The organism is Stenotrophomonas sp. 63632_Sma (assembly GCF_056482875.1).
Genome location: NZ_CM151220.1, coordinates 3,383,423 through 3,402,047 on the forward strand (window position 1 = coordinate 3,383,423; position 18,625 = coordinate 3,402,047).

General features: G+C 66.6%; 19 protein-coding genes. 1 reads left to right on the plus strand and 18 read right to left on the minus strand.

Annotated elements, in window-relative coordinates:
* Positions 1–45 precede the first annotated feature (45 nt).
* From ACZK45_RS15775 to rlmD, 9 genes are all read right to left on the minus strand, one after another.
* Entirely contained in the window at positions 46–1,314 is a 1,269-nt protein-coding gene (locus ACZK45_RS15775) for an FAD-dependent oxidoreductase (protein ID WP_478444901.1), read from the minus strand.
* Between the two features lie 85 nt (positions 1,315–1,399).
* The gene (locus tag ACZK45_RS15780; RefSeq protein ID WP_478445890.1) at positions 1,400–2,725 is read right to left on the minus strand and encodes an IS4 family transposase; all 1,326 of its coding nucleotides are present in this window, start codon (positions 2,723–2,725) and stop codon (positions 1,400–1,402) included.
* 111 nt (positions 2,726–2,836) lie between these two features.
* A complete protein-coding gene (locus tag ACZK45_RS15785; protein WP_005410590.1) occupies positions 2,837–3,043 on the minus strand; it encodes a cold-shock protein in 207 nt (68 codons plus the stop codon).
* Positions 3,044–3,131: 88 nt separating this feature from the next.
* Entirely contained in the window at positions 3,132–3,878 is a 747-nt protein-coding gene (locus ACZK45_RS15790; RefSeq protein ID WP_010482830.1) for an S-methyl-5'-thioinosine phosphorylase, read from the minus strand.
* A gap of 82 nt (positions 3,879–3,960) precedes the next feature.
* Complete coding sequence (locus tag ACZK45_RS15795) at positions 3,961–4,515, minus strand: hypoxanthine-guanine phosphoribosyltransferase (RefSeq protein WP_005410592.1); 555 nt, start codon at positions 4,513–4,515, stop codon at positions 3,961–3,963.
* Positions 4,515–5,522 (minus strand): beta-N-acetylhexosaminidase, encoded by a 1,008-nt coding sequence (gene nagZ / locus ACZK45_RS15800; protein ID WP_032129343.1) that lies wholly within the window; start codon positions 5,520–5,522, stop codon positions 4,515–4,517. The genes ACZK45_RS15795 and nagZ overlap by 1 nt, the downstream gene beginning before the upstream one ends.
* 163 nt (positions 5,523–5,685) lie before the next feature.
* The gene (locus ACZK45_RS15805) at positions 5,686–6,381 is read right to left on the minus strand and encodes a DsbA family oxidoreductase (protein ID WP_121504611.1); all 696 of its coding nucleotides are present in this window, start codon (positions 6,379–6,381) and stop codon (positions 5,686–5,688) included.
* Between the two features lie 115 nt (positions 6,382–6,496).
* Complete coding sequence (locus tag ACZK45_RS15810; RefSeq protein ID WP_071229427.1) at positions 6,497–6,982, minus strand: CYTH domain-containing protein; 486 nt, start codon at positions 6,980–6,982, stop codon at positions 6,497–6,499.
* 33 nt (positions 6,983–7,015) lie between these two features.
* Entirely contained in the window at positions 7,016–8,350 is a 1,335-nt protein-coding gene (gene rlmD, locus ACZK45_RS15815; RefSeq protein ID WP_125895832.1) for a 23S rRNA (uracil(1939)-C(5))-methyltransferase RlmD, read from the minus strand.
* Positions 8,351–8,477: 127 nt separating this feature from the next.
* Here rlmD and ACZK45_RS15820 point away from each other — a divergent pair, with 127 nt between their 5' ends.
* Entirely contained in the window at positions 8,478–9,206 is a 729-nt protein-coding gene (locus ACZK45_RS15820) for a response regulator (protein WP_032129364.1), read from the plus strand.
* Between the two features lie 629 nt (positions 9,207–9,835).
* On the opposite strand, the gene recO is transcribed toward ACZK45_RS15820, so the two are convergent.
* The 9 genes from recO to rpoE all read right to left on the minus strand — a co-directional run bounded on the left by recO (position 9,836) and on the right by rpoE (position 18,512).
* Positions 9,836–10,555, minus strand: a complete 720-nt coding sequence (gene recO / locus ACZK45_RS15825) for a DNA repair protein RecO (protein WP_032129846.1) — start codon at positions 10,553–10,555, stop codon at positions 9,836–9,838.
* Between the two features lie 18 nt (positions 10,556–10,573).
* Complete coding sequence (gene era / locus ACZK45_RS15830) at positions 10,574–11,470, minus strand: GTPase Era (protein WP_006382863.1); 897 nt, start codon at positions 11,468–11,470, stop codon at positions 10,574–10,576.
* Positions 11,467–12,147, minus strand: a complete 681-nt coding sequence (gene rnc / locus ACZK45_RS15835; RefSeq protein WP_012511808.1) for a ribonuclease III — start codon at positions 12,145–12,147, stop codon at positions 11,467–11,469. The genes era and rnc overlap by 4 nt, the downstream gene beginning before the upstream one ends.
* Complete coding sequence (locus ACZK45_RS15840; RefSeq protein ID WP_010482821.1) at positions 12,137–12,520, minus strand: DUF4845 domain-containing protein; 384 nt, start codon at positions 12,518–12,520, stop codon at positions 12,137–12,139. The genes rnc and ACZK45_RS15840 overlap by 11 nt, the downstream gene beginning before the upstream one ends.
* Before the next feature lie 52 nt (positions 12,521–12,572).
* Positions 12,573–13,367 (minus strand): signal peptidase I, encoded by a 795-nt coding sequence (lepB, locus tag ACZK45_RS15845; protein WP_032129848.1) that lies wholly within the window; start codon positions 13,365–13,367, stop codon positions 12,573–12,575.
* A 54-nt stretch (positions 13,368–13,421) separates the two neighbouring features.
* Positions 13,422–15,215 carry a translation elongation factor 4 gene (lepA, locus tag ACZK45_RS15850; RefSeq protein WP_032129849.1) on the minus strand — a complete coding sequence of 598 codons (1,794 nt, stop codon included), beginning with the start codon at positions 15,213–15,215 and terminating at the stop codon, positions 13,422–13,424.
* Positions 15,216–15,394: 179 nt separating this feature from the next.
* Positions 15,395–16,930: a DegQ family serine endoprotease gene (locus tag ACZK45_RS15855; RefSeq protein WP_032129850.1), complete on the minus strand. Its 1,536-nt coding sequence runs from the start codon at positions 16,928–16,930 to the stop codon at positions 15,395–15,397.
* 74 nt (positions 16,931–17,004) lie between these two features.
* On the minus strand, positions 17,005–17,895 hold the full coding sequence (locus tag ACZK45_RS15860; protein ID WP_125895916.1) for a sigma-E factor negative regulatory protein: 891 nt from the start codon (positions 17,893–17,895) through the stop codon (positions 17,005–17,007).
* Positions 17,892–18,512, minus strand: a complete 621-nt coding sequence (gene rpoE / locus ACZK45_RS15865; RefSeq protein ID WP_010482816.1) for an RNA polymerase sigma factor RpoE — start codon at positions 18,510–18,512, stop codon at positions 17,892–17,894. The genes ACZK45_RS15860 and rpoE overlap by 4 nt, the downstream gene beginning before the upstream one ends.
* Positions 18,513–18,625 lie beyond the last annotated feature (113 nt).

Below are 18,625 nucleotides of genomic sequence, written 5' to 3' on the forward strand. Positions count from 1 at the left end.
GCATATCGGCGGTGAGGCAACCGTTAATTCAGGTGACGACGCGCTTCACGCATTGGCCGAAATCGCGTTGATACGAGGCATTTCCGCTGCAGTGGCCAGTGCGTCGACGAACGCCGGATCCAGTGCAAGTGCACCGAACCAGCCGTGCTGGGTGCCACTGAGCACGCGCAGCATGTGGCCACGGCCACCGGGCAGGCGCCCCATCGGGCCCAGCAGCACGTCACGCGCCTTCGCCCAGGCGTCGCGGTCGGACTGGAACAGCGGCGTCAGCCAACGACTCCAGCGCTGGTACACCGCAACGTGTGCCCTGCGTTGCGCCTGGTAGGCCTGCAGCGCGACCGTGCTGCCGCCGTAGGTGCGCACCGCATCGCGCAGCGCCAGCGCATCGAGCAGCGCCATGTTCACGCCCTGCCCCAGCTGCGGGCTCATCGCATGCACGGCATCACCGGCCAGCACCATGCGGCCGTGGTGCCAGCGCGTCATCACCGCATCACGGTAGACCGCGCGCGCCAACTGGCCGGCATCACGCAGATGGGCGAAGCGCGCACTGGCCTGCGGCCACAGTGCATGCAGTTCATCCAGCCAGGGCGTCATGCCATCGGCCTGCCAGCGTTCGAAGTCGGCGCGTGGCAGGCTCCAGAAGAAACTCAGGCGCGGCGTGTCATCACCGGGGCGCGTGCCGACCGGCAGCAGTCCGATCATCTTGCGCGCGGCCACGTAACGCTGCCGCAGCTCCTGCACGTGCGGCCAGTCCTCGGCCGGCAGCAGGCACCACAGCGCCCCCCACGGATACACGCGGTCCAGCCCGGCACCGCCGGCGATCGTGCCGCGCAGGGTCGACGCGGCGCCATCGGCGACCACTACCAGGTCGAACGGGCCATGCGTGCGCCCGTCGCTGTCGCGCAGACGGCCGTGTTCGGCATCCACCTCGGTAATGGTGGTACCGGCATGCAGCTGGCCCTCGCCTGCGCGCGCCTCGTCCAACAGCGAGAACAAGGCCCCGCGCTGCATGCCCAGGCCGTGCAGGCGCGCATCCAGTCCCTCGTAGCGCATGTCCATCACCGCGCGCTCGCACGGCGTGTCGCCATACAGGCGGTGCACCGGCGCGGCATGTGCGCGCACGGAATCAAGCAGGCCCATCTGCCACAGTACCTGCAGGCCGCTGGGCTGCAGCAGGAAACCGGCACCCACCGGCCCCGGCGTGGGCACGCGTTCGAAGATCTCCACCTCGTGGCCGTCACGGGTGAGCAGGATGGACACTGCCTGTCCAGCGGTGCCGTAGCCGATCACGGCGATGCGCAGTCGTTCCGTCATGGCCGCATTGTGCCCGAGGCGGGTGGATCGCGAGCGGGTCGCGGGCAATCCGCGCAAAAAAAACCCCGCCGAAGCGTAATGCTGTTCACTTAAGCGGTGCAGCCTTGCGATCGACGGGATAACGGGTTTTGGAGATCTTCACCGTCCTCGGAGTTGTTGGCCGGGGACGGTGCTCCAGGAAGAGGCTGGCGACGCCGGATCGCAGCTGGGATAAACGCCTTCCGGTAGCCGAAGCGGGTTGTGCCGCCGCCATCACGATCAGCTGCGCGGCGATGTAGTGGCAGGCAGGTTTGAAACGTATCTCCGAGGGTGCGCGGCCGTAGGCAACCGCCGCTTGGCTCGCCTCGCGGCGGATGATGTTGTACGCCAGCAGCAGCCCCCATACTTCCTGATACACCAGCTCGACGGTCTTGCTGCGCAGGGTCACTGCATTTCGCTGCATCGAGCTTTTGAGATCGCGGAAACCCAGCTCGATTTCCCAGCGCTCCTGATAGAGCGCGGCTACGGCTTTTGTGCTGTAGGTCCCTGCCGGTAGCGACGTCAGCACCGTCTTGATCCTGCCCTGATGCTCGTAGCTCACTTCACGCACCCGCCAGTGCGTGGGCAGTGCGGGATTCTTCTTCCGCGCCTGTGGAGAAACGCGCATTTCCAGCAGCCGATCATGCGCGTTGTAGCGCTCCACTTCTTCGGCCACCAGATTGCTCCGCGAGGGCGTAAGCCAGTGCCGCTCAGTACCGTTTCCGGCCAGGCTCAACAGCAGATCCGCGCCCCAGAAACCCTTGTCCAACAGAGTAATCGAGCGATCCGGGATCTTCTCGAAGAAGTCCTCTGCCAAACGCATTTCGCCTCGACGGTAGGGGCTGAGCCGGGCATCGAGCATGATGTGCGAGCGCACGTTCATCAGCGCCACCAGCCGCATCAGCGGATAAGGCGTCTGCCGTTCGGTGCCGGTATTGCCCGACCCAAAATGCGCACGTAGTTCTGGCGTGTCTGCGGTGCGCAGCAGGGCACCGTCAACGGCCAGCACCTGCAGGCCCTGCCAGTCATCGTCGGGATAGCGCTCGGCACCCCAATGCTGGCCGCACCTGCGGAAAAGATCCTCTACCGGATCTGCGCCAAGCCGCGCGCGAGCCTGGCTGATGCCGCTGCGTGCAGGCAGATCCAGCGATGCAAGGCCTTGGGCACAGATGTTCAGTCGCCTGGCCACCTCATGCACCGGTTCATCGCGGAACAGGGCCATGCCCAGCACCAGCCACAACACCTGATCGCTGGGTAATCTGCGCCTGCGGATGGAGGCCTGCGAGGAGAGTTCCAGCGCGCTGGACACCCATTCCACCGGGATGTTCTGGGTGAAGGTGCTCAGGTCGGAGAAATTGAACAGGTCACCAAGGTCGAGCAGTTGCTGTTGGATGGGCACAAAAAATCCGATGCCAGAAGACTGGCATCGGATTCTGATTGGCTCAGCTGCTTAAGTGAACAGCATTACCGCCGAAGCGGGGTTTTCAACGCACTGTCGAGTGGATCACTCGGCCGGCGTGATGTTCGAAGCCTGGGCACCCTTCGGGCCCTGGGTCACGTCATAGGTGACACGCTGGCCTTCCTGCAGGCTGCGGAAGCCCTTGGAGTTGATGGCGGAGAAGTGCGCGAACACGTCGGCGCTGCCATCCTCCGGCGAGATGAAGCCAAATCCCTTGGCGTCGTTGAACCACTTGACGGTACCGTTCGGCATGGTGATGCGAGACCTTATGCAATGAATGGGTGGTGTACGCTGAACCCGCGCACAAGCTGAGTATGCAAAGCTTGCTCGGGGAAGACAATCACCCCCGTGCCAATTCGCCCACCAGTTCCGGAAGTCCGTTGCCGGCCGCCTGCACGTTGGCCAGCACTTCGGCCATCGTGATCTCCTCGCCATCACCACAGCCGGCAGCCCAGTTGGCGATGATCGCCAGGCAGGCGTAATCCAGCCCCAGCTCGCGTGCCAGGGCGGCTTCCGGCATGCCGGTCATGCCCACCAGATCGCAGCCGTCGCGGCGCATACGGGCGATTTCAGCGATGGTTTCCAGGCGCGGGCCCTGTGTTGCGCCGTAGCAGCCACCGTCATGGACCGTGACGCCGGTCACTTTGGCCGCAGCCAGGATCTTGCTGCGCAGCATTGGTGTGTACGGGTGGCCGAAATCAACGTGGACTACGTCGGTGCCTTCTTCCTCACAGATCGTGCTGATGCGGCCCCAGGTGTAGTCGATGATCTGGTCCGGGCAGGCCAGCACGCGCGGACCAAAGTGTTCGGTGATGCCCCCCACCGTGTTCAACGCCAGCACGCGCTGCGCGCCCAGCTGCTGCAGCGCGGCCAGGTTGGCGCGGTAGTTGATCTTGTGCGGCGGCAGCGAATGGCCTTCGCCATGCCGCGCCAGGAACGCCACGCGATGGCCGAGCAGCGTACCAACGCGCACCGGGCCCGACGGACGTCCGAAGCGGGTGTCGACCTCGTGGGTCTGCACGTCGTCAAGCTTGGCCAGGTTATAGACACCGGTACCGCCGATCACGGCCAGGGCGATCTGTTGCATTCGAAGCACTCCATGAAAAGACGAACGCCGGCACCCGAGGATGCCGGCGGCAGAAGAAGACGCGCCGCGGGCGGCTGCGCCGTTATTCCTTCATCGCGTAGATGGCCGGCACGCAGCGCAGGGTTTCGTTGACGTCCATGCCGAAGCCGAACACGTAACGGTCCGGCAGTTCGATGCCGGCGTAGTCGGCAGTCACGTCCGGCAGCGCGCGGTCGTGCTTCTTCACCGTCATCGCGGCGATGCGCACGTCGGTCGCGCCTTGTTCCAGGCACCAGGTGCGCACGCCCTGCAGGGTGTAGCCCTCGTCGAGGATATCGTCGACCAGCAGCACGCGGCGGCCGAACAGCGAGGTGGCCGGTTTGTGCTTCCAGACCAGGTCGCCGCCGGTGGTTTCACCGCGGTAACGGGTTGCGTGCAGGTAATCGAACTGCACGTCCTGGCCGCGCGCGCCCAGTTCCAGCGCCAGCTGGCCGGCGAACGGCAGCGCACCGTGCATGATGGACAGGAACAGCGGCACCTCGCCCTTGTAATCGCGCGCGATGGCGTCGGCGATACCAGCGATGGCCTTGTCGATGGTGGGGCGGTCGACCAGCAGGTCAGCCTGGGCCAGGGCCTGGGAAATGGTGAGGTTGGGCATCAGACGGTTCTTCCAAGGGTTTCAAGCAGACGGGATTGGGTGTCGCCATGGCGGGCATCGGCCAGCAGGCCGTCCCAGCCGAGCGCGCCGCGGCCCAGCAGGCCCAGCAGCGCAGCAGTATTGAGGGAGCGTCCCTGCACGGCGTGCAGGGCTTCATCGACCAGTTCCGGGTGGCAGACCAGCACCACGTCGCAGCCGGCATCCAGATGCGCGTGCACGCGCGCCGGCACGCCGCCGGCACTGTGCGAGGCAGCCATGCCGATGTCATCGGAGAACACCACGCCGCGGAACCCGAGCTCGCCGCGCAGGATGTCCTGGATCCAGCGCGGCGAATAGCCGGCCGGTTCCGGTGCCACCTGCGGATAGATCACGTGCGCCATCATCACCGCGTCGGCACCGGCGGCGATGCCGGCCTGGAACGGGACCAGATCCTGGGCGCGCAGCTCGTCCAGCGCGCGCGGGTCGATCGCGGTATCCACGTGGGTATCTTCCAGCACGGTGCCGTGGCCGGGGAAATGCTTGAGCGTGGCGGCCATGCCGACCGCATGCATGCCGCGCACGTAGGCGGCGGTGAACGCGGCCACCACCTGCGGATCTTCACTGAAGGCGCGGTTGCCGATGGCGCGGTTGCCACGGCCCAGATCGACCACCGGCGCGAAGCTCAGGTCCAGGCCGCTGGCGCGCACTTCGCTGGCCATCAGCCAGGCGTGCTGCTCGGCCAGGGCCAGCGCCTGCTGCGGGTCGGTGGCGTACATCGCCCCGATGTCCTGCAGCGGCGGCAACTCGCTGTAACCCTCACGGAAACGCTGCACGCGGCCGCCTTCCTGGTCCACGCAGATCAGCTGCGGGCGTGGCGCGGCAGCGCGGATCGCCGCGCTCAGATCGGTCACCTGCTGGCGCGAGGCGAAGTTGCGCTTGAACAGCACCACCCCGGCCACGGCATCGTGCTGCAGCCAGTCACGTTCCTGGGCGGTCAGTTCGGTGCCGGCAACGCCGATCAGCAGCATGGTCGATCTCCACAACGCGCGCCCGCATGGCGCAGTGCCGCATTGTCGCAGAACCGGCCGACAGGCGCAGTGGTCAGAAAAAGGGGACGGAGGGAATTAAGCCGCAATCGGCCCCTACGGGCTGGATACGTCTTAATTCCCTCCGTCCCCTTTTCGGATCCGGTCAGACCTTGCAGCCGTCCGGGCCGCAGGCCTCGTCGCCGTCAGCCGGGGCCGCAGGCGCGCCCTGCTCGGCGGCGATCTGGCGAAGGGCGTTGGCGAAGGCCTCGGGGGGCTGCGCCCCGGAAATGGCCCACTTCCCATCGATGACGAAGGTCGGCACCGAAGAAACGCCCAATGCATGAGCCTGCGCCAGCTTGGCTTCGACCTCGGCCAGGCCGCGGTCGGAGGCCAGCATCTGCGCGATTTCACCCGCGTCGAGGCCGCCTGCCGCGCCCGCCTTGATCAGCACCGAGGGGTCCGCCAGGTTCTGGCCGTGCTCGAAGTGGGCGCGGAACAGTGCTTCGCCCACCGCATCCTGCACGCCGTGCTCGCCTGCCAGCCACAACACCCGGTGCGCCGGCAGCGTGGTCACCCGCACCTGGCCCTGGCTGAAGTCCATCGGCAGGCCCTCGGCCCGCGCGGTGGTCTGGGTCTGGCCGAGGATCTGTTCGGTACGCTCAACGCCGCCGAACTTGCGCACATAGGCCTCGCGCAGCGGCACCGGGGTGGCGTCAGCATCCGGGTCGAGCTGGAACGGCTGCCAGTGGATATCGAGTTCAGGCGCGTTGGCGCCCAGCAACTGCACGCCCTGCTGGAAACGATGCTTGCCGATCCAGCACCAGGGGCAGACCACGTCGGAGTAGATGTCGATTCTCATCCTTTCCACATGGGGGCCGACACCCTCGATAAAAGGGGACGGAGGGGATTAAGTCGTTTCCCGCACAGATGGGGTAAAGACGACTTAATCCCCTCCGTCCCCTTTTTGGGTGGTTTCACCACTCTGAATACGGGTGGCTGGCCAGGGCAACGTTGTAGTAGCGGGCATCATCGGTGACTTCGGCACCCACCCAGTCCGGCAGGTCGATGGTCTGGTCAGCGCTGTCCAGCTCAACCTCAGCCACGACCAGGCCGGCGTTGTCGCCGAGGAACTCGTCCACCTCCCAGGTCAGGCCGGCGTGTTCGACCAGATGGCGGCGCTTGTCGATCAGGCCGCCCACGCACAGCGCCAGCAGTGCGCGCGCATCGTCCACCGGAATCGGGTAGTCGAACTCCTGGCGGGTGTGGCCGATGGTTCGCGACTTCAGGTTCAGCGCGGCGTGGTCGCCTTCGATGCGCACGCGCACCGAAGCGTTCTGGGTGCCGCGATCGAGCGCGCCCATGTCGTTGATGTAGCCCTGCGCCATCGGGATCACCCGGTGCGCGGCGGTGCGCCAGCCATCACTGCTGACGAGGAATTTGCGTTCGATTTCGATGCCCATCGCGCCATTATGCGCGATGGGCATGACAGCCGATCAGCGCTTCTCGAATACCGCGATGCTTTCCACGTGTGCGGTGTGCGGGAACATGTCCATGGCACCGGCACTGACCAGGGTGAAGCCCTGTTCGTTGACCAGATAGCCGGCATCGCGTGCCAGCGAACCCGGGTGGCAGCTGACGTAGACGATGCGCTTGAACTGCTTCAGCGGCAGCTGCTGCAGCACTTCGATCGCGCCCGAGCGCGGCGGATCCAAGAGCAGCTTGTCGAAGCCCTGGCGCATCCACGGCGTGCTGCGCTGGTCCTGGGTGAGGTCGGCGCTGAAGAACTGGGCGTTGGTCAGGCCGTTGCGCTCGGCATTCTCACGGGCCCGCGCGACGAGGCCAGCATCACCTTCCACACCGACCACTTCGCGCACGCGGCGCGCCAGCGGCAGGGTGAAGTTGCCCAGGCCGCAGAACAGGTCCAGCACACGCTCGTCCTCACCCGGCTCCAGCAGGTCCAGGGCGTGGGCGATCATCTTCTCGTTGAGCTTGGCATTGACCTGGATGAAGTCCAGCGGGCGGAACGCCAGTTCGACATCCCACGGCGCCAGACGGAACGACAGCGGCACGCCCTGCCCGTCCAGCGGCTGCACGGTATCCACGCCACCGGACTGCAGGTAGATCACGAAGCCATGCTGCTGGCCGAAGGCGGCCCAGGCCACGCGGTCGGCATCGCTGAGCGGCTGCAGGTGGCGCACGGTCAGGACCACGGCCTGGTCGCCAGCGATGAATTCGATCTGCGGGATGTCACGCTTGCCATCGAGCGATTCGATGAAGGTGGACAGCGCCTCGACCTTGGTGCCGATCTCGGGGATCACGGTCAGGCACTGGCTGAGGTCGGCGACGAATCGCGGATCCTGTTCACGGAAGCCGACCAGGGTCTTGTCCTTCTTTTCGACCCGGCGCACCGAGAAGCGACCCTTGCGCCGGTAGCCCCAGCTCTCACCGACCAGCGGCGCCAGCACGGTGCCCGGCTTCACGTGGCCGATGCGCTCCAGGTTGTCCATCAGCACGCGCTGCTTGGCGACAATCTGCTGGTCTTCGTCCAGGTGCTGCAGCACGCAGCCGGCGCAGGTGCCGAAGTGCGGGCACTTCGGGGTGACGCGCTGCGGCGAGGCCTGCAGCACTTCCACCGTACGCGCTTCGTCGAAATGGCGGCTGCGGGCGGTCTGTTCGGCCATGACCACCTCGCCCGGCAGGGCGCCGCTGACGAAGGTGACCTTGCCGCCCTCGCCTTCACGGCGGGCGACACCGCGACCATCATGGCTGAGGTCGAGGATCTCGGTCTGGAACGGGGTACGGTCGATGCGGGAGCGGGATCGGGCCACGTGGCAACAGGCTGCGGGCAAAAATGGGGGCGTATTGTCGCAGATCCTGACCGGCAGGGTCCGGACCCGCTTGCGCCCGCCGCCGCTGTGCTTGATGATTGCAACAGCTGACATGGAGGCAGCCCTGATGCAGATGACCCCGCGGGCCAGCCGGCCCCGCTTCCTGCTTGTCGAGGACGACATCATCAGCCGCGGTTTTTTCAAGGCGGCGTTGGAAACGTTACCGGCGGACGTGGACACCGCAGATTCATTGGCCAGCGCCCTGGCCAGCGCCGAACCCGGCGCGCATGACCTGTGGCTGATCGACGTCAACCTGCCTGACGGCAATGGCGCGCAGCTGCTGCGCGAACTGCGCCGTTCACATCCCGACACCCCGGCGTTGGCGCATACCGCCGACGGCGATACCTCGATCCATGCGCGCCTGCGCGAGGCCGGTTTCAGCGACACGCTGGTCAAGCCGCTGGGCCGCGACCAGCTGCTGAAGGCGGTGCGCCGCGCCCTGGTCAACAGCCCGGCCGGGATCGTCATGGCCCAGGCGCCGGCCGCAGTCGAGCTGCAGGTACAGGACTGGGACGAGACTGCGGCACTGGCCGCGCTCAATGGCCAGCGCAACCACCTGATCGCGCTGCGCGAGCTGTTCCTGGCCGAGCTGCCGGGCGTACGCGATGCGGTCGAGCAGGCGGTGGACCAGCATGACGAGCGCCAGCTGCGCAGCCAGTTGCATCGGCTGCAGGCGAGCTGTGGCTTCGTGGGCGCGGCGCGGTTGGGCCGGGCGGTGCGCCAGTTGCATCATGCGCCGGAGTCCGGGCAGGCCCAGGCGGGGTTCCGCGACGCGGTAGCTGCCCTGCTGCATTAAGGGTTGTTCGGCAGGGCTGCGCCCTGCACCTGCCGAAGCCTTCAAGCCAGGGCAACGTCAAAGGCCAAAGCAGCATTCCGTGGGATGGCGGGGCACTGTGGGTTTGCGGGGACGGCGCAAGTACGTCCATGTAGCCTTGGTCGCCGCATCCATGCGGCTCACACCCCGCAAACCCACAGTGCCCCGCCTTCGATAGTTGGCCGGTGGCCAGTAGATCCACGCCATGCGTGGATGAATCTCAATCGGAATCAAATATTTCGAATTGAAATCGAAACGCATCCACGCATGGCGTGGCTCTACTGTGTCGACCAAGGTCGACACCCACCAGAGCAGAGTGCCGTTCCGACAGCTCGCGAGAAACTGTCGAAGGCGGGGTGGGTCCGGTTGCGGGGGCGTGAGCCGCATGGATGCGGCGACCGAGCTTACATGGGTGAGGCCGCTTTGCTTGCGAAGCATTGCTTCGCAAGCGCCCGAACGCACAGCCGCCAGCGGCTGGGCCGGGCCCCGGAGGGGGACTTGCAGCGGCCCCCGCAACCGGACCCACCCCGCCATCCCACGGATAGCCAGCTTTTGCAGTTGACGTTGACGTTGATTCGGCAGGTGCATGGCTGCAAGCCCTGCCGCCCCCCTCAACGCCTGGGAGCGAGCTGCTCGAGCATTTCCCAGGACTTCAGGCCGCGCGGCCCCAGGTGATGGGCCAGCACCCGCCGCATCGGCAGGCGCAGGCTGGCCAGGTCGGCGGCATCGGGCTCTTCATCGGCGGCCAGCGCCAGCAGCGCAGAACCCGTCGCGGCCGCCCGGCGTTCCCCACCGCGCTCGCTGAGCAGGCGCTGCGCGCCTTCCTGTGGGTCCAGTTCGTAGCGCGCGGCCGGGTCGATCGGCTGGCCGTCGCTGGCGCTGTCCAGATCGAAACCCAGGCCCAGCGCAGACAGCAGCTCGCGCTCAAACCGGCGCAGGGTCCAGGCCAGGCCGGCGCCCACGGCCAGCCGCGCGCGTGCCTCGCCGTAGGCCAGGTACAACTCCGGCAGCGGGTCCTGGCGCGGGGCCAGGCGCAGGGTCAATTCACTCAGATAGAAGCCGGCCAGCATCGCCTGGCCGACCAGGCGCGGGGCAGCATCCAGTGCCTCGGCACCCCGCAGCTGGGCCAATTCGCCCCGCTGCTGGGCACTGAAGCGGATCCACTGTAGCGGCTGCAGGGCCGCGCGCAGCACCTGTCCCTTGGCGGTGGATACGCCACGCGCGAGCAGGCCGATCCGGCCATGCTGCGCGCTCAGCACTTCGACCAGCAGGCTGGTCTCGCGATAGGCCCGTGCATGCAGCACGAAGCCGGTGTCGTCCTCGATCATCATCGAAGCGACTGCAACGGCTTACTCGTAACCGAAGGCCTTCAGTGCGGCCTCGTCGTCGGACCAGCCTTCACGCACGCGCACCCAGGTCTCCAGGAACACCTTAGCCCCGAACAGGCGCTCCATCTGCAGGCGGGACTTGGCCCCGATCTCCTTCAGGCGGGTACCACCCTTGCCGATCACGATCGCCTTCTGGCCCTCGCGCTCGACCCAGATCACCGCACCGATGCGCAGCAGGTTGCCATCTTCGGTGAAGCGCTCGATTTCCACGGTGGTGGCATACGGCAGCTCTTCGCCGAGCTGGCGCATCAGCTGTTCACGTACCAGTTCGCCGGCCAGGAAGCGCTGGCTGCGGTCGGTGATCTCGTCTTCGCCGAACATTGGCGGCGCTTCCGGCAGCAGCGCCAGTACGTCGCGTACCAGTGCTTCCAGGCCGTTGCGCTTCTGCGCCGAGATCGGATGCACCGACGAGAAATCGCGGCCGGCCGTGACTTCCTGCAGGAACGGCAACAGCGCGCCCTTGTCCTTCAGCCGGTCGATCTTGTTGACCACCAGCACCACCGGGATACCGGCGTCGCGCAGAACATTGAAGGCCAGGCTGTCTTCCTCGTCCCAGCGACCGGCTTCGATCACCAGCAGGCCGGCATCGACGCCTTCCAGCGAACCGCGCGCGGCGCGGTTCATCACCCGGTTCATCGCCCGCTTCTGCACCTTGTGCAGGCCAGGAGTGTCGACCAGCACCAGCTGGCCTTCCGGATAGGTGGCGATGCCCAGCAGGCGATGGCGCGTGGTCTGCGGACGATTGGAGACGATGCTGACCTTGGCGCCGACCAGGGCATTGGTCAGGGTCGACTTGCCCACGTTCGGGCGGCCGATGACGGCCACGCTGCCGCAATGATGGGGAGTTTGTTCGCTCACTTGGAATCCAGTTGTTCTAGGACGGCCGCAGCCGCCTGTTGTTCGGCAAGCCGCCGCGAGGCGCCTTCGCCCTCGGTGCTGGCGGCCGGGTCGGCTACGATGCAGCGTACCCGGAAGTGTTTGGCATGGTCGTCACCGGATTCTGACACCAGTTCATACTGCGGCAACGCCTTCTGTCGGGCCTGCAGCCATTCCTGCAGGCGGGTCTTGGGGTCCTTCTCGGGCCGACCGGAAGCCGGCAGTGCCTCGATCGAAGCGCTGAACCAGGGCAGTACCACCGCCCGGCAGGCCTCGAAGCCGGCATCCAGGTAGATCGCGGCCACCACGGCTTCCACCGCGTCGGCCAGAATCGAGTCGCGACGATGACCGCCGGACTTCATTTCGCCCGGGCCCAGGGTCAGCCGTTCGCCGAGTTCCAGGGTGCGCCCGATCACCGCCAGCGCGCCTTCACGCACCAGCTCGGCACGGGCACGGGTCATCGCGCCTTCGTCGGCCTTGGGCCAGCGTCGGTACAACGCCTCGGCCGCCATCATGTTGACGATGCTGTCGCCGAGGAACTCCAGGCGCTCGTTGTGCGGCGCACCGGCACTGCGATGCGTCAGCGCCTGCTTGAGCAGGGCCGGGTCGCTGAAGGCATGACCGATCAGGTCGCCACGTTGGATGAATTTACTGGGCACCGCTTCGTGTCAGGTCCTGGGAAGAATCGAATTTGCCAACCACATCGAGGTTGCCGATCAGCTGACGGCGCACTTCGTAGTTGACCTTGAGGGTCCAGCCATTGTCGCGACGGTCGAACTTCACGTTGGCCGGCTTCACGTTGTCCGAATAGTTGATGTACAGGCGCTTGAAGAACAGGTCCTGGATGCGCGCCGGCTCCATGCTGCCCACGCCCGGCTCGTTGGCCAGGCTCTTCATCGCCGAGCGCACCGCGTAGTACTCCTGGTACATCGGGAACAGCTTCATGCCGATGTAGAGGAAGAAGCCAACCACGATCAGGACCGTCAGGAACGAGGTCAGGGTCATGCCACGCTGCGTGTTCATCGTCTTCATTGCGTTCTCCCCAGATACGCGTTGGATGTGAAAATACTCAGTTGGTGCCCGCTCAGTTGATGCTCGAGCCGATCCGCGACGGCTCGAAGCCATCCTTGCAGAACCAGCCCTGGCAGTTCAGCCAGATCAGGAACGCCTTGCCACGCAGGTTCTCTTCCGGCAGCAGGCCCCAGAAACGGCCATCGTCGCTGTTGTCGCGGTTGTCGCCCATCACCAGGTACTTGCCGGCCGGCACGGTCCACTGGCCCTGGCCACGCGGATAGTCGGTCTCCAGCACCGTGTGGGTGCGGCCCGGCAGGTGCTCGACCAGCAGGTTGGCGCCCTCGCCCTGGCCCTTGTGGCCGGCGTAGATGCCCTTGTTGTCGTACTTCAGCGGCTCGCCGTTGAGGATCACGCCGTCGCCTTCGAAGACCACGGTGTCACCCGGCACGCCGATCACGCGCTTGATGAAGTTCTCGCCCTTGGCCGGATCGTTCTCGCCATGGCCGGGGAAGTGGAACACCACCACGTCACCACGCGAGGGCTCGCCCACCGGCACGAACTTGGTGTTGCTGATCGGCAGGCGCAGGCCGTAGGAGAACTTGTTGACCAGGATGAAATCGCCGATCAGCAGGTTCGGCATCATCGAGCTGGACGGGATCTTGTACGGCTCGGCAATGAAGCTGCGCACGATCAGCACGATCGCCAGCACCGGGAAGAACGCACGTGAGTAGTCCACCAGCACCGGCTCGGAATCGAGCAGACCCGCGCGCTGGGCGCGACGCTTGGCGAGGTACAGCTTGTCCGCGAGCAGGATCAGGCCCGAGGCCAGGGTCAGCACGACCAGGAGGATCTCAAACAGTTTCATTCAGGGTCCTTTGCAACGTCACCAGACGACCGGCCCCGCAGGGCCGGTGCGGGCTTACTTGTTGTCCATCTGCAGCACGGCCAGGAACGCTTCCTGCGGGATCTCCACGCGGCCGACCTGCTTCATGCGCTTCTTGCCTTCCTTCTGCTTTTCCAGAAGCTTCTTCTTGCGCGAAACGTCGCCACCATAGCACTTGGCCAGCACGTTCTTGCGCATGGCCTTGACCGTGGTACGGGCGATGATCTGCGAGCCGACGGCGGCCTGGATGGCCACGTCGAACATCTGGCGCGGGATCAGGTCCTTCATCTTTTCGCACAGCTCGCGGCCGCGACGGTCGGCATGGCTGCGGTGCACGATCAGCGACAGTGCATCGACCTTGTCACCGTTGATCAGTACGTCCACGCGCACGAACGGGCCTGCGTCGAAGCGCACGAAGTGGTAGTCCAGCGAGGCATAGCCACGGCTGACCGACTTCAGCTTGTCGAAGAAGTCCAGCACCACCTCGGCCATCGGCAGCTCGTAGCTGATCTGCACCTGGCTGCCCAGGTAGTTGATGCCGATCTGGCTGCCGCGCTTCTCTTCGCACAGCTTGATGATGTTGCCGATGTACTCCTCGGGGGTGAGCACGTTGGCACGGATGATCGGCTCGCGGATCTCCTCGACCTGGTTCACCGGCGGCAGCTTGGCCGGGTTGTCCATGTTGATGATCGAGCCATCGGTCTTCAGGACTTCATACACCACCGTCGGCGCGGTGCTGATCAGGTCCAGGTTGTATTCGCGCTCCAGGCGCTCCTGCACGATTTCCATGTGCAGCATGCCGAGGAAGCCGCAGCGGAAGCCGAAGCCCATCGCCTCGGAGCTTTCCGGCTCGAAACGCAGCGCGGCATCGTTCAGGCGCAGCTTGTCCAGCGCTTCGCGCAGGTCCGGGTAGTCCTCGGCATCGACCGGGAACAGACCGGCGAACACGCGCGGCTGCATTTCCTGGAAGCCCGGCAGCGGCTTCGGTGCCGGGTCGCCGGCCAGGGTCAGGGTGTCGCCGACCGGCGCACCGTGCACGTCCTTGATGCTGGCGGTGACCCAACCCACTTCACCTGCACGCAGCGCCGGCAGCACCTTGCGCTTCGGGGTGAACACGCCGACGTTGTCGACCTGGTGGTTGCGGCCGGTGGACATCACCTGCAGCTTGTCACCTGCCTTGATCTCGCCCTGCATCACGCGCACCAGCGAGACCACACCCAGGTAGTTGTCGAACCAGGAGTCGATGATCAGCGCCTGCAGCTTGTCGGTGTCGCGCGGCTTCGGCGGCGGGATGCGATGCACGATCGCTTCCAGCACGTCCTGCACGTTCAGGCCGGTCTTGGCACTGACCGGCACGGCGTCGGAGGCGTCGATGCCGATCACGGCCTCGATCTCGGCCTTGGCGCGCTCGATGTCGGCGGTGGGCAGGTCGATCTTGTTGATCACCGGCACCACTTCCAGGCCCTGCTCCACGGCGGTGTAGCAGTTGGCCACCGACTGCGCTTCCACGCCCTGGGCCGCATCGACCACCAGCAGCGCGCCTTCGCAGGCGGCCAGCGAGCGGCTGACTTCATAGGAGAAGTCGACGTGGCCGGGGGTGTCGATGAAGTTCAGATGGTAGGTCTGCCCGTCCTTGGCCAGGTACGGCAGCGACACTGACTGCGCCTTGATCGTGATGCCACGCTCGCGCTCGATCGGGTTGGAGTCGAGCACCTGCGCTTCCATCTCGCGGGCCTGCAGGCCACCACAGAGCTGGATGATGCGGTCGGCCAGCGTGGACTTGCCGTGGTCGACATGGGCGATGATGGAGAAGTTGCGGATGTTCCGCATCGAATCAGAAGACATAGGTGGCGGCGGCGCGCGGCGTCGTCAGGGTAACGGTCGATTATCGCATGCCCGGCGCCCGCCCGCGAAAACGGCCTCATCGGACCGGGCCCGGAATGGCCGAAGCCCCGCCAGGGCGGGGCTTCGGGGAAAAGGCGGGGCCGCCGAAGCGGCCCCGGCAGGCCTTACTGGCCGGCCTTGACCGCGACGAACGCGCTGTTGCCGCTGCCGGTGCGCACCAGCAGCATCACCACGTCGCCCTTCTTGTAGCTGGAAAGCGCACGGTTCAGCGCGTCCACGCTGCCGACCTGGGTGCTGGCCACCTGCAGGATCACCATGCCCGGAGACAGGCCCGCATCACGCGCGCCCTGGCCCTTGACCCCGGTGATGCGCACGCCTTCGCCCGATTCCAGGCCCAGCTGCTTGCGCTGCGGTGCGGTCAGGTCACTGACGTCCAGCCCCAGCAGGGCATTGGCGCCGGCCTGCGGAGCCGCATCGCTGTCGCCGGTGGCCGGGCCACGTGAACCGGCCTGCCCGTCTTCGGTCAGTGCGGTCAGGGTGGCGCTGAGGTCGCGCGGCTTGCCATCACGGATCACGCCCAGGGTGACCCGGCTGCCCGGTGCCATCGCGCCGATCAGCGGCGGCAGGTCGGACCAGCTGTTGACCGGCGCGCCGTTCACCGAACGGATCACATCGCCGATCTTCACCCCGGCCCGGGCTGCAGCCGAGTCCGGCACGATCTGGTTGACCAGGGCGCCGCGGCTGTCCGGCAGGCCCATCGCCTGCGCCTTCAGCCCGTCGATTTCCTGCACCACCGCGCCGAGCTGGCCACGGGTGACCTTGCCGGTCTTCTTGATCTGCTCGACCGCGCTCATCGCCAGGTCGATGGGGATCGCGAAGCTGATGCCCATGTAGCCGCCCGAGGCGGAGAAGATCTGCGAGTTGATGCCGACCACTTCGCCACGGGTGTTCAGCAGCGGGCCACCGGAGTTGCCCTGGTTGATCGCCACGTCGGTCTGGATGAAGGGCACGTAGCGCTGGTCCGGACCACCTGTGCTGCGGCCGAGGGCGCTGACCACGCCGGCAGTGACCGAGTGGTCGAGGCCGAACGGCGAACCGATCGCGACCACCCACTGACCCGGCTTGAGGGAGTTGGAGTCGCCAACCCGCACGGTCGGCAGGTTCTTGCCGTCGATTTTCAGCAGTGCCACGTCGTACTGCTGGTCGCTGCCCACCACTTTCGCGGTGAACTCACGGCGGTCACCCAGCTTGACCTTCACCTCGCTGGCATCGGCCACCACGTGGTAGTTGGTCAGCACATAGCCATCGGGCGAGATGATGAAGCCCGAGCCCATGCCGCGGCCCTTGATGCTGGGGCCACCGTCCGGACCGCCCGGGCCCTGCCCCGGCATCGGGAAATCCGGGCCGAAGAAGCGGCGGAAGAACTCCGGCATGTCATCGTCGCCGCCCATCGGGCCCCGCGAGGCCTGGCGGTTGTTGCGGACGATGGTGGTGTCGACGTTGACCACGCCAGGCCCGACCTGTTCGACCAGATTGGTGAAGTCAGGCAGGCCCGTGACCAGCGGCTGGGCCGGGGCCCGCGGCGCGGCGGCCGGCGCGGCCTGGGTCTGGGCGGCCGGAGCCGGGGCCTGCGCGCAGGCCACCAACGGCAGGGTCAGGGCCAGCAGGCCCATGGCCTGCGTGCGGAGTCGGGGAGTCATCGGACGGCAACCTCCGGATCGGATGGAAAGAGGAATACGGGCCCCGCCGACGGCGGGGCGTGAAAGCGCCCGGCTCAGTCGCGCGGGCGCGGCGGCACCGGCAGGTCGTCCTGCAGGCGCGGCTCGAACGGGTAGAACGCGGCGCCCCCGGCGTGGGCCGGGAAGCTCGCATTGAGCGCGCCACCGCCAGCGGGCGCCAGGCTGGAGCGCGGCCACGGTCGCGCCTGCAGGCCACCAACCTCACCGAACGGCATGTTGCGGCTGGCATTGTTGGCCGGCACGGTCGGGGTCAGCGGCGCCTGTGCAGCGGCCACAGCGCGTTGCGGCATGTCCTCGCGCTGGGCGGCACGCGCGGCCTGCTGGCTGCGGGTAGCGCTGGCGCGACGGGTGTCCTGGCGTCGGCTGGCCGCGGCCATGGCCACTGCCGGTACACCGGCCACGGCCATTGCGGCGGTATCCACCGAGGCTTCGGTTACCGGAGCCGGCGTCGTCGGCGCCGGAGCGGGCGCAAGTTCGGCCTGGCTGGCGATCACCTGCGGTGCCAGCGGCTCGCCCGGGGTGGCCTCTTTCAGCTTCTCGCCGCCCATGAACAGCGCCACCGCCGCCACCGAGGCGGCCAGTGCGGCGCCACCGCCCCAGGCCCGCCAACCGCTGCGGCGCACCTCGCGGCGCGGCTCGGCCTGCGGCGCCGGTTCGGCAGCGATGGCGGCGGCCACGGCCGCGCTGAAGCCGGCCGGCGCCAGCGCCGAGGCCTGCCCGCGCATCACGTCACCCAGCAGCTGCCAGCGTTCCTGGCAGCCGGCCAGCTCGGGGTCGTGCTCCATCCGGCGCAGCAGGAAGCGCGCTTCATCGGCGCCCAGCTCGCCATCGACCAGGGCCGACAGCTGTTCGCGATGGCGCTGGTCCAGGCGCTGCCCGGCGGGCGATTGGTGGTTCTGCGATTCGTTGAACGGATTACTGGTCATACGCGGCTCTTCTCACGGGTGGCGCTGCCGATGTCCAACAGCGGCCGGAGTTCGGTGTCGATCGCCTCGCGCGCCCGGAAGATCCGTGAACGCACGGTGCCGATCGGGCACCCCATTTTCTGCGCGATATCTTCGTAACTCAGGCCTTCCACCTCGCGCAGGGTGATCGCCAACCGGAGTTCTTCCGGCAGCGCATTGACGGCCTTCATCACCGTCTGTTCCAGTTCCTGGCGCATCAACTCGCGTTCGGGCGTATCGGTGTCGCGCAAGCGCGTCCCGCTGTCGAACTGTTCGGCGTCACCGATGTCGATGTCATCGGTCGGCGGCCGTCGATTGTGTGAAGCCAGGTAGTTTTTGGCGGTATTCACGGCGATTCGATGCAACCAGGTTGAGAACTGGGCATCGCCGCGGAAACTTCCGATCGCGCGGTACGCACGGATGAAAGTGTCCTGGGCGACGTCCTGACATTCGCTCCAGTCGGCGATGTAGCGACCGACCAGGGCCACCACGCGATGCTGGTACTTGCGCACCAGGACATCGAACGCGGCGCTCTCGCCGTGCTGCACGCGCCGGACCAGTTCCAGATCCAGCTCCTGAGGTGTATCAACATCGGCCATGAGGGGCCGCACTCCTGTCAGCCCAACCGACGTCGGGCAATGAGACTGCCAATCCCGGGAAAAGTTCAGTCGCCGATCACCTGGCGCCGCACCAGCTTTTAACCACCGTTCCG

Bases quoted from the DNA above. Each gene is read 5' to 3' on its own strand.
- ACZK45_RS15775 (WP_478444901.1), bottom strand. From the start codon at position 1,314: ATGACGGAACGACTGCGCATCGCCGTGATCGGCTACGGCACCGCTGGA.
- ACZK45_RS15785 (WP_005410590.1), bottom strand. From the start codon at position 3,043: ATGCCGAACGGTACCGTCAAGTGGTTCAACGACGCCAAGGGATTTGGC.
- ACZK45_RS15790 (WP_010482830.1), bottom strand. From the start codon at position 3,878: ATGCAACAGATCGCCCTGGCCGTGATCGGCGGTACCGGTGTCTATAAC.
- ACZK45_RS15795 (WP_005410592.1), bottom strand. From the start codon at position 4,515: ATGCCCAACCTCACCATTTCCCAGGCCCTGGCCCAGGCTGACCTGCTG.
- nagZ (WP_032129343.1), bottom strand. From the start codon at position 5,522: ATGCTGCTGATCGGCGTTGCCGGCACCGAACTGACCGCCCAGGAACGT.
- ACZK45_RS15805 (WP_121504611.1), bottom strand. From the start codon at position 6,381: ATGAGAATCGACATCTACTCCGACGTGGTCTGCCCCTGGTGCTGGATC.
- ACZK45_RS15810 (WP_071229427.1), bottom strand. From the start codon at position 6,982: ATGGGCATCGAAATCGAACGCAAATTCCTCGTCAGCAGTGATGGCTGG.
- ACZK45_RS15820 (WP_032129364.1), top strand. From the start codon at position 8,478: ATGCAGATGACCCCGCGGGCCAGCCGGCCCCGCTTCCTGCTTGTCGAG.
- recO (WP_032129846.1), bottom strand. From the start codon at position 10,555: ATGATGATCGAGGACGACACCGGCTTCGTGCTGCATGCACGGGCCTAT.
- ACZK45_RS15840 (WP_010482821.1), bottom strand. From the start codon at position 12,520: ATGAAGACGATGAACACGCAGCGTGGCATGACCCTGACCTCGTTCCTG.
- lepB (WP_032129848.1), bottom strand. From the start codon at position 13,367: ATGAAACTGTTTGAGATCCTCCTGGTCGTGCTGACCCTGGCCTCGGGC.
- lepA (WP_032129849.1), bottom strand. From the start codon at position 15,215: ATGCGGAACATCCGCAACTTCTCCATCATCGCCCATGTCGACCACGGC.
- ACZK45_RS15855 (WP_032129850.1), bottom strand. From the start codon at position 16,930: ATGACTCCCCGACTCCGCACGCAGGCCATGGGCCTGCTGGCCCTGACC.
- ACZK45_RS15860 (WP_125895916.1), bottom strand. From the start codon at position 17,895: ATGACCAGTAATCCGTTCAACGAATCGCAGAACCACCAATCGCCCGCC.
- rpoE (WP_010482816.1), bottom strand. From the start codon at position 18,512: ATGGCCGATGTTGATACACCTCAGGAGCTGGATCTGGAACTGGTCCGG.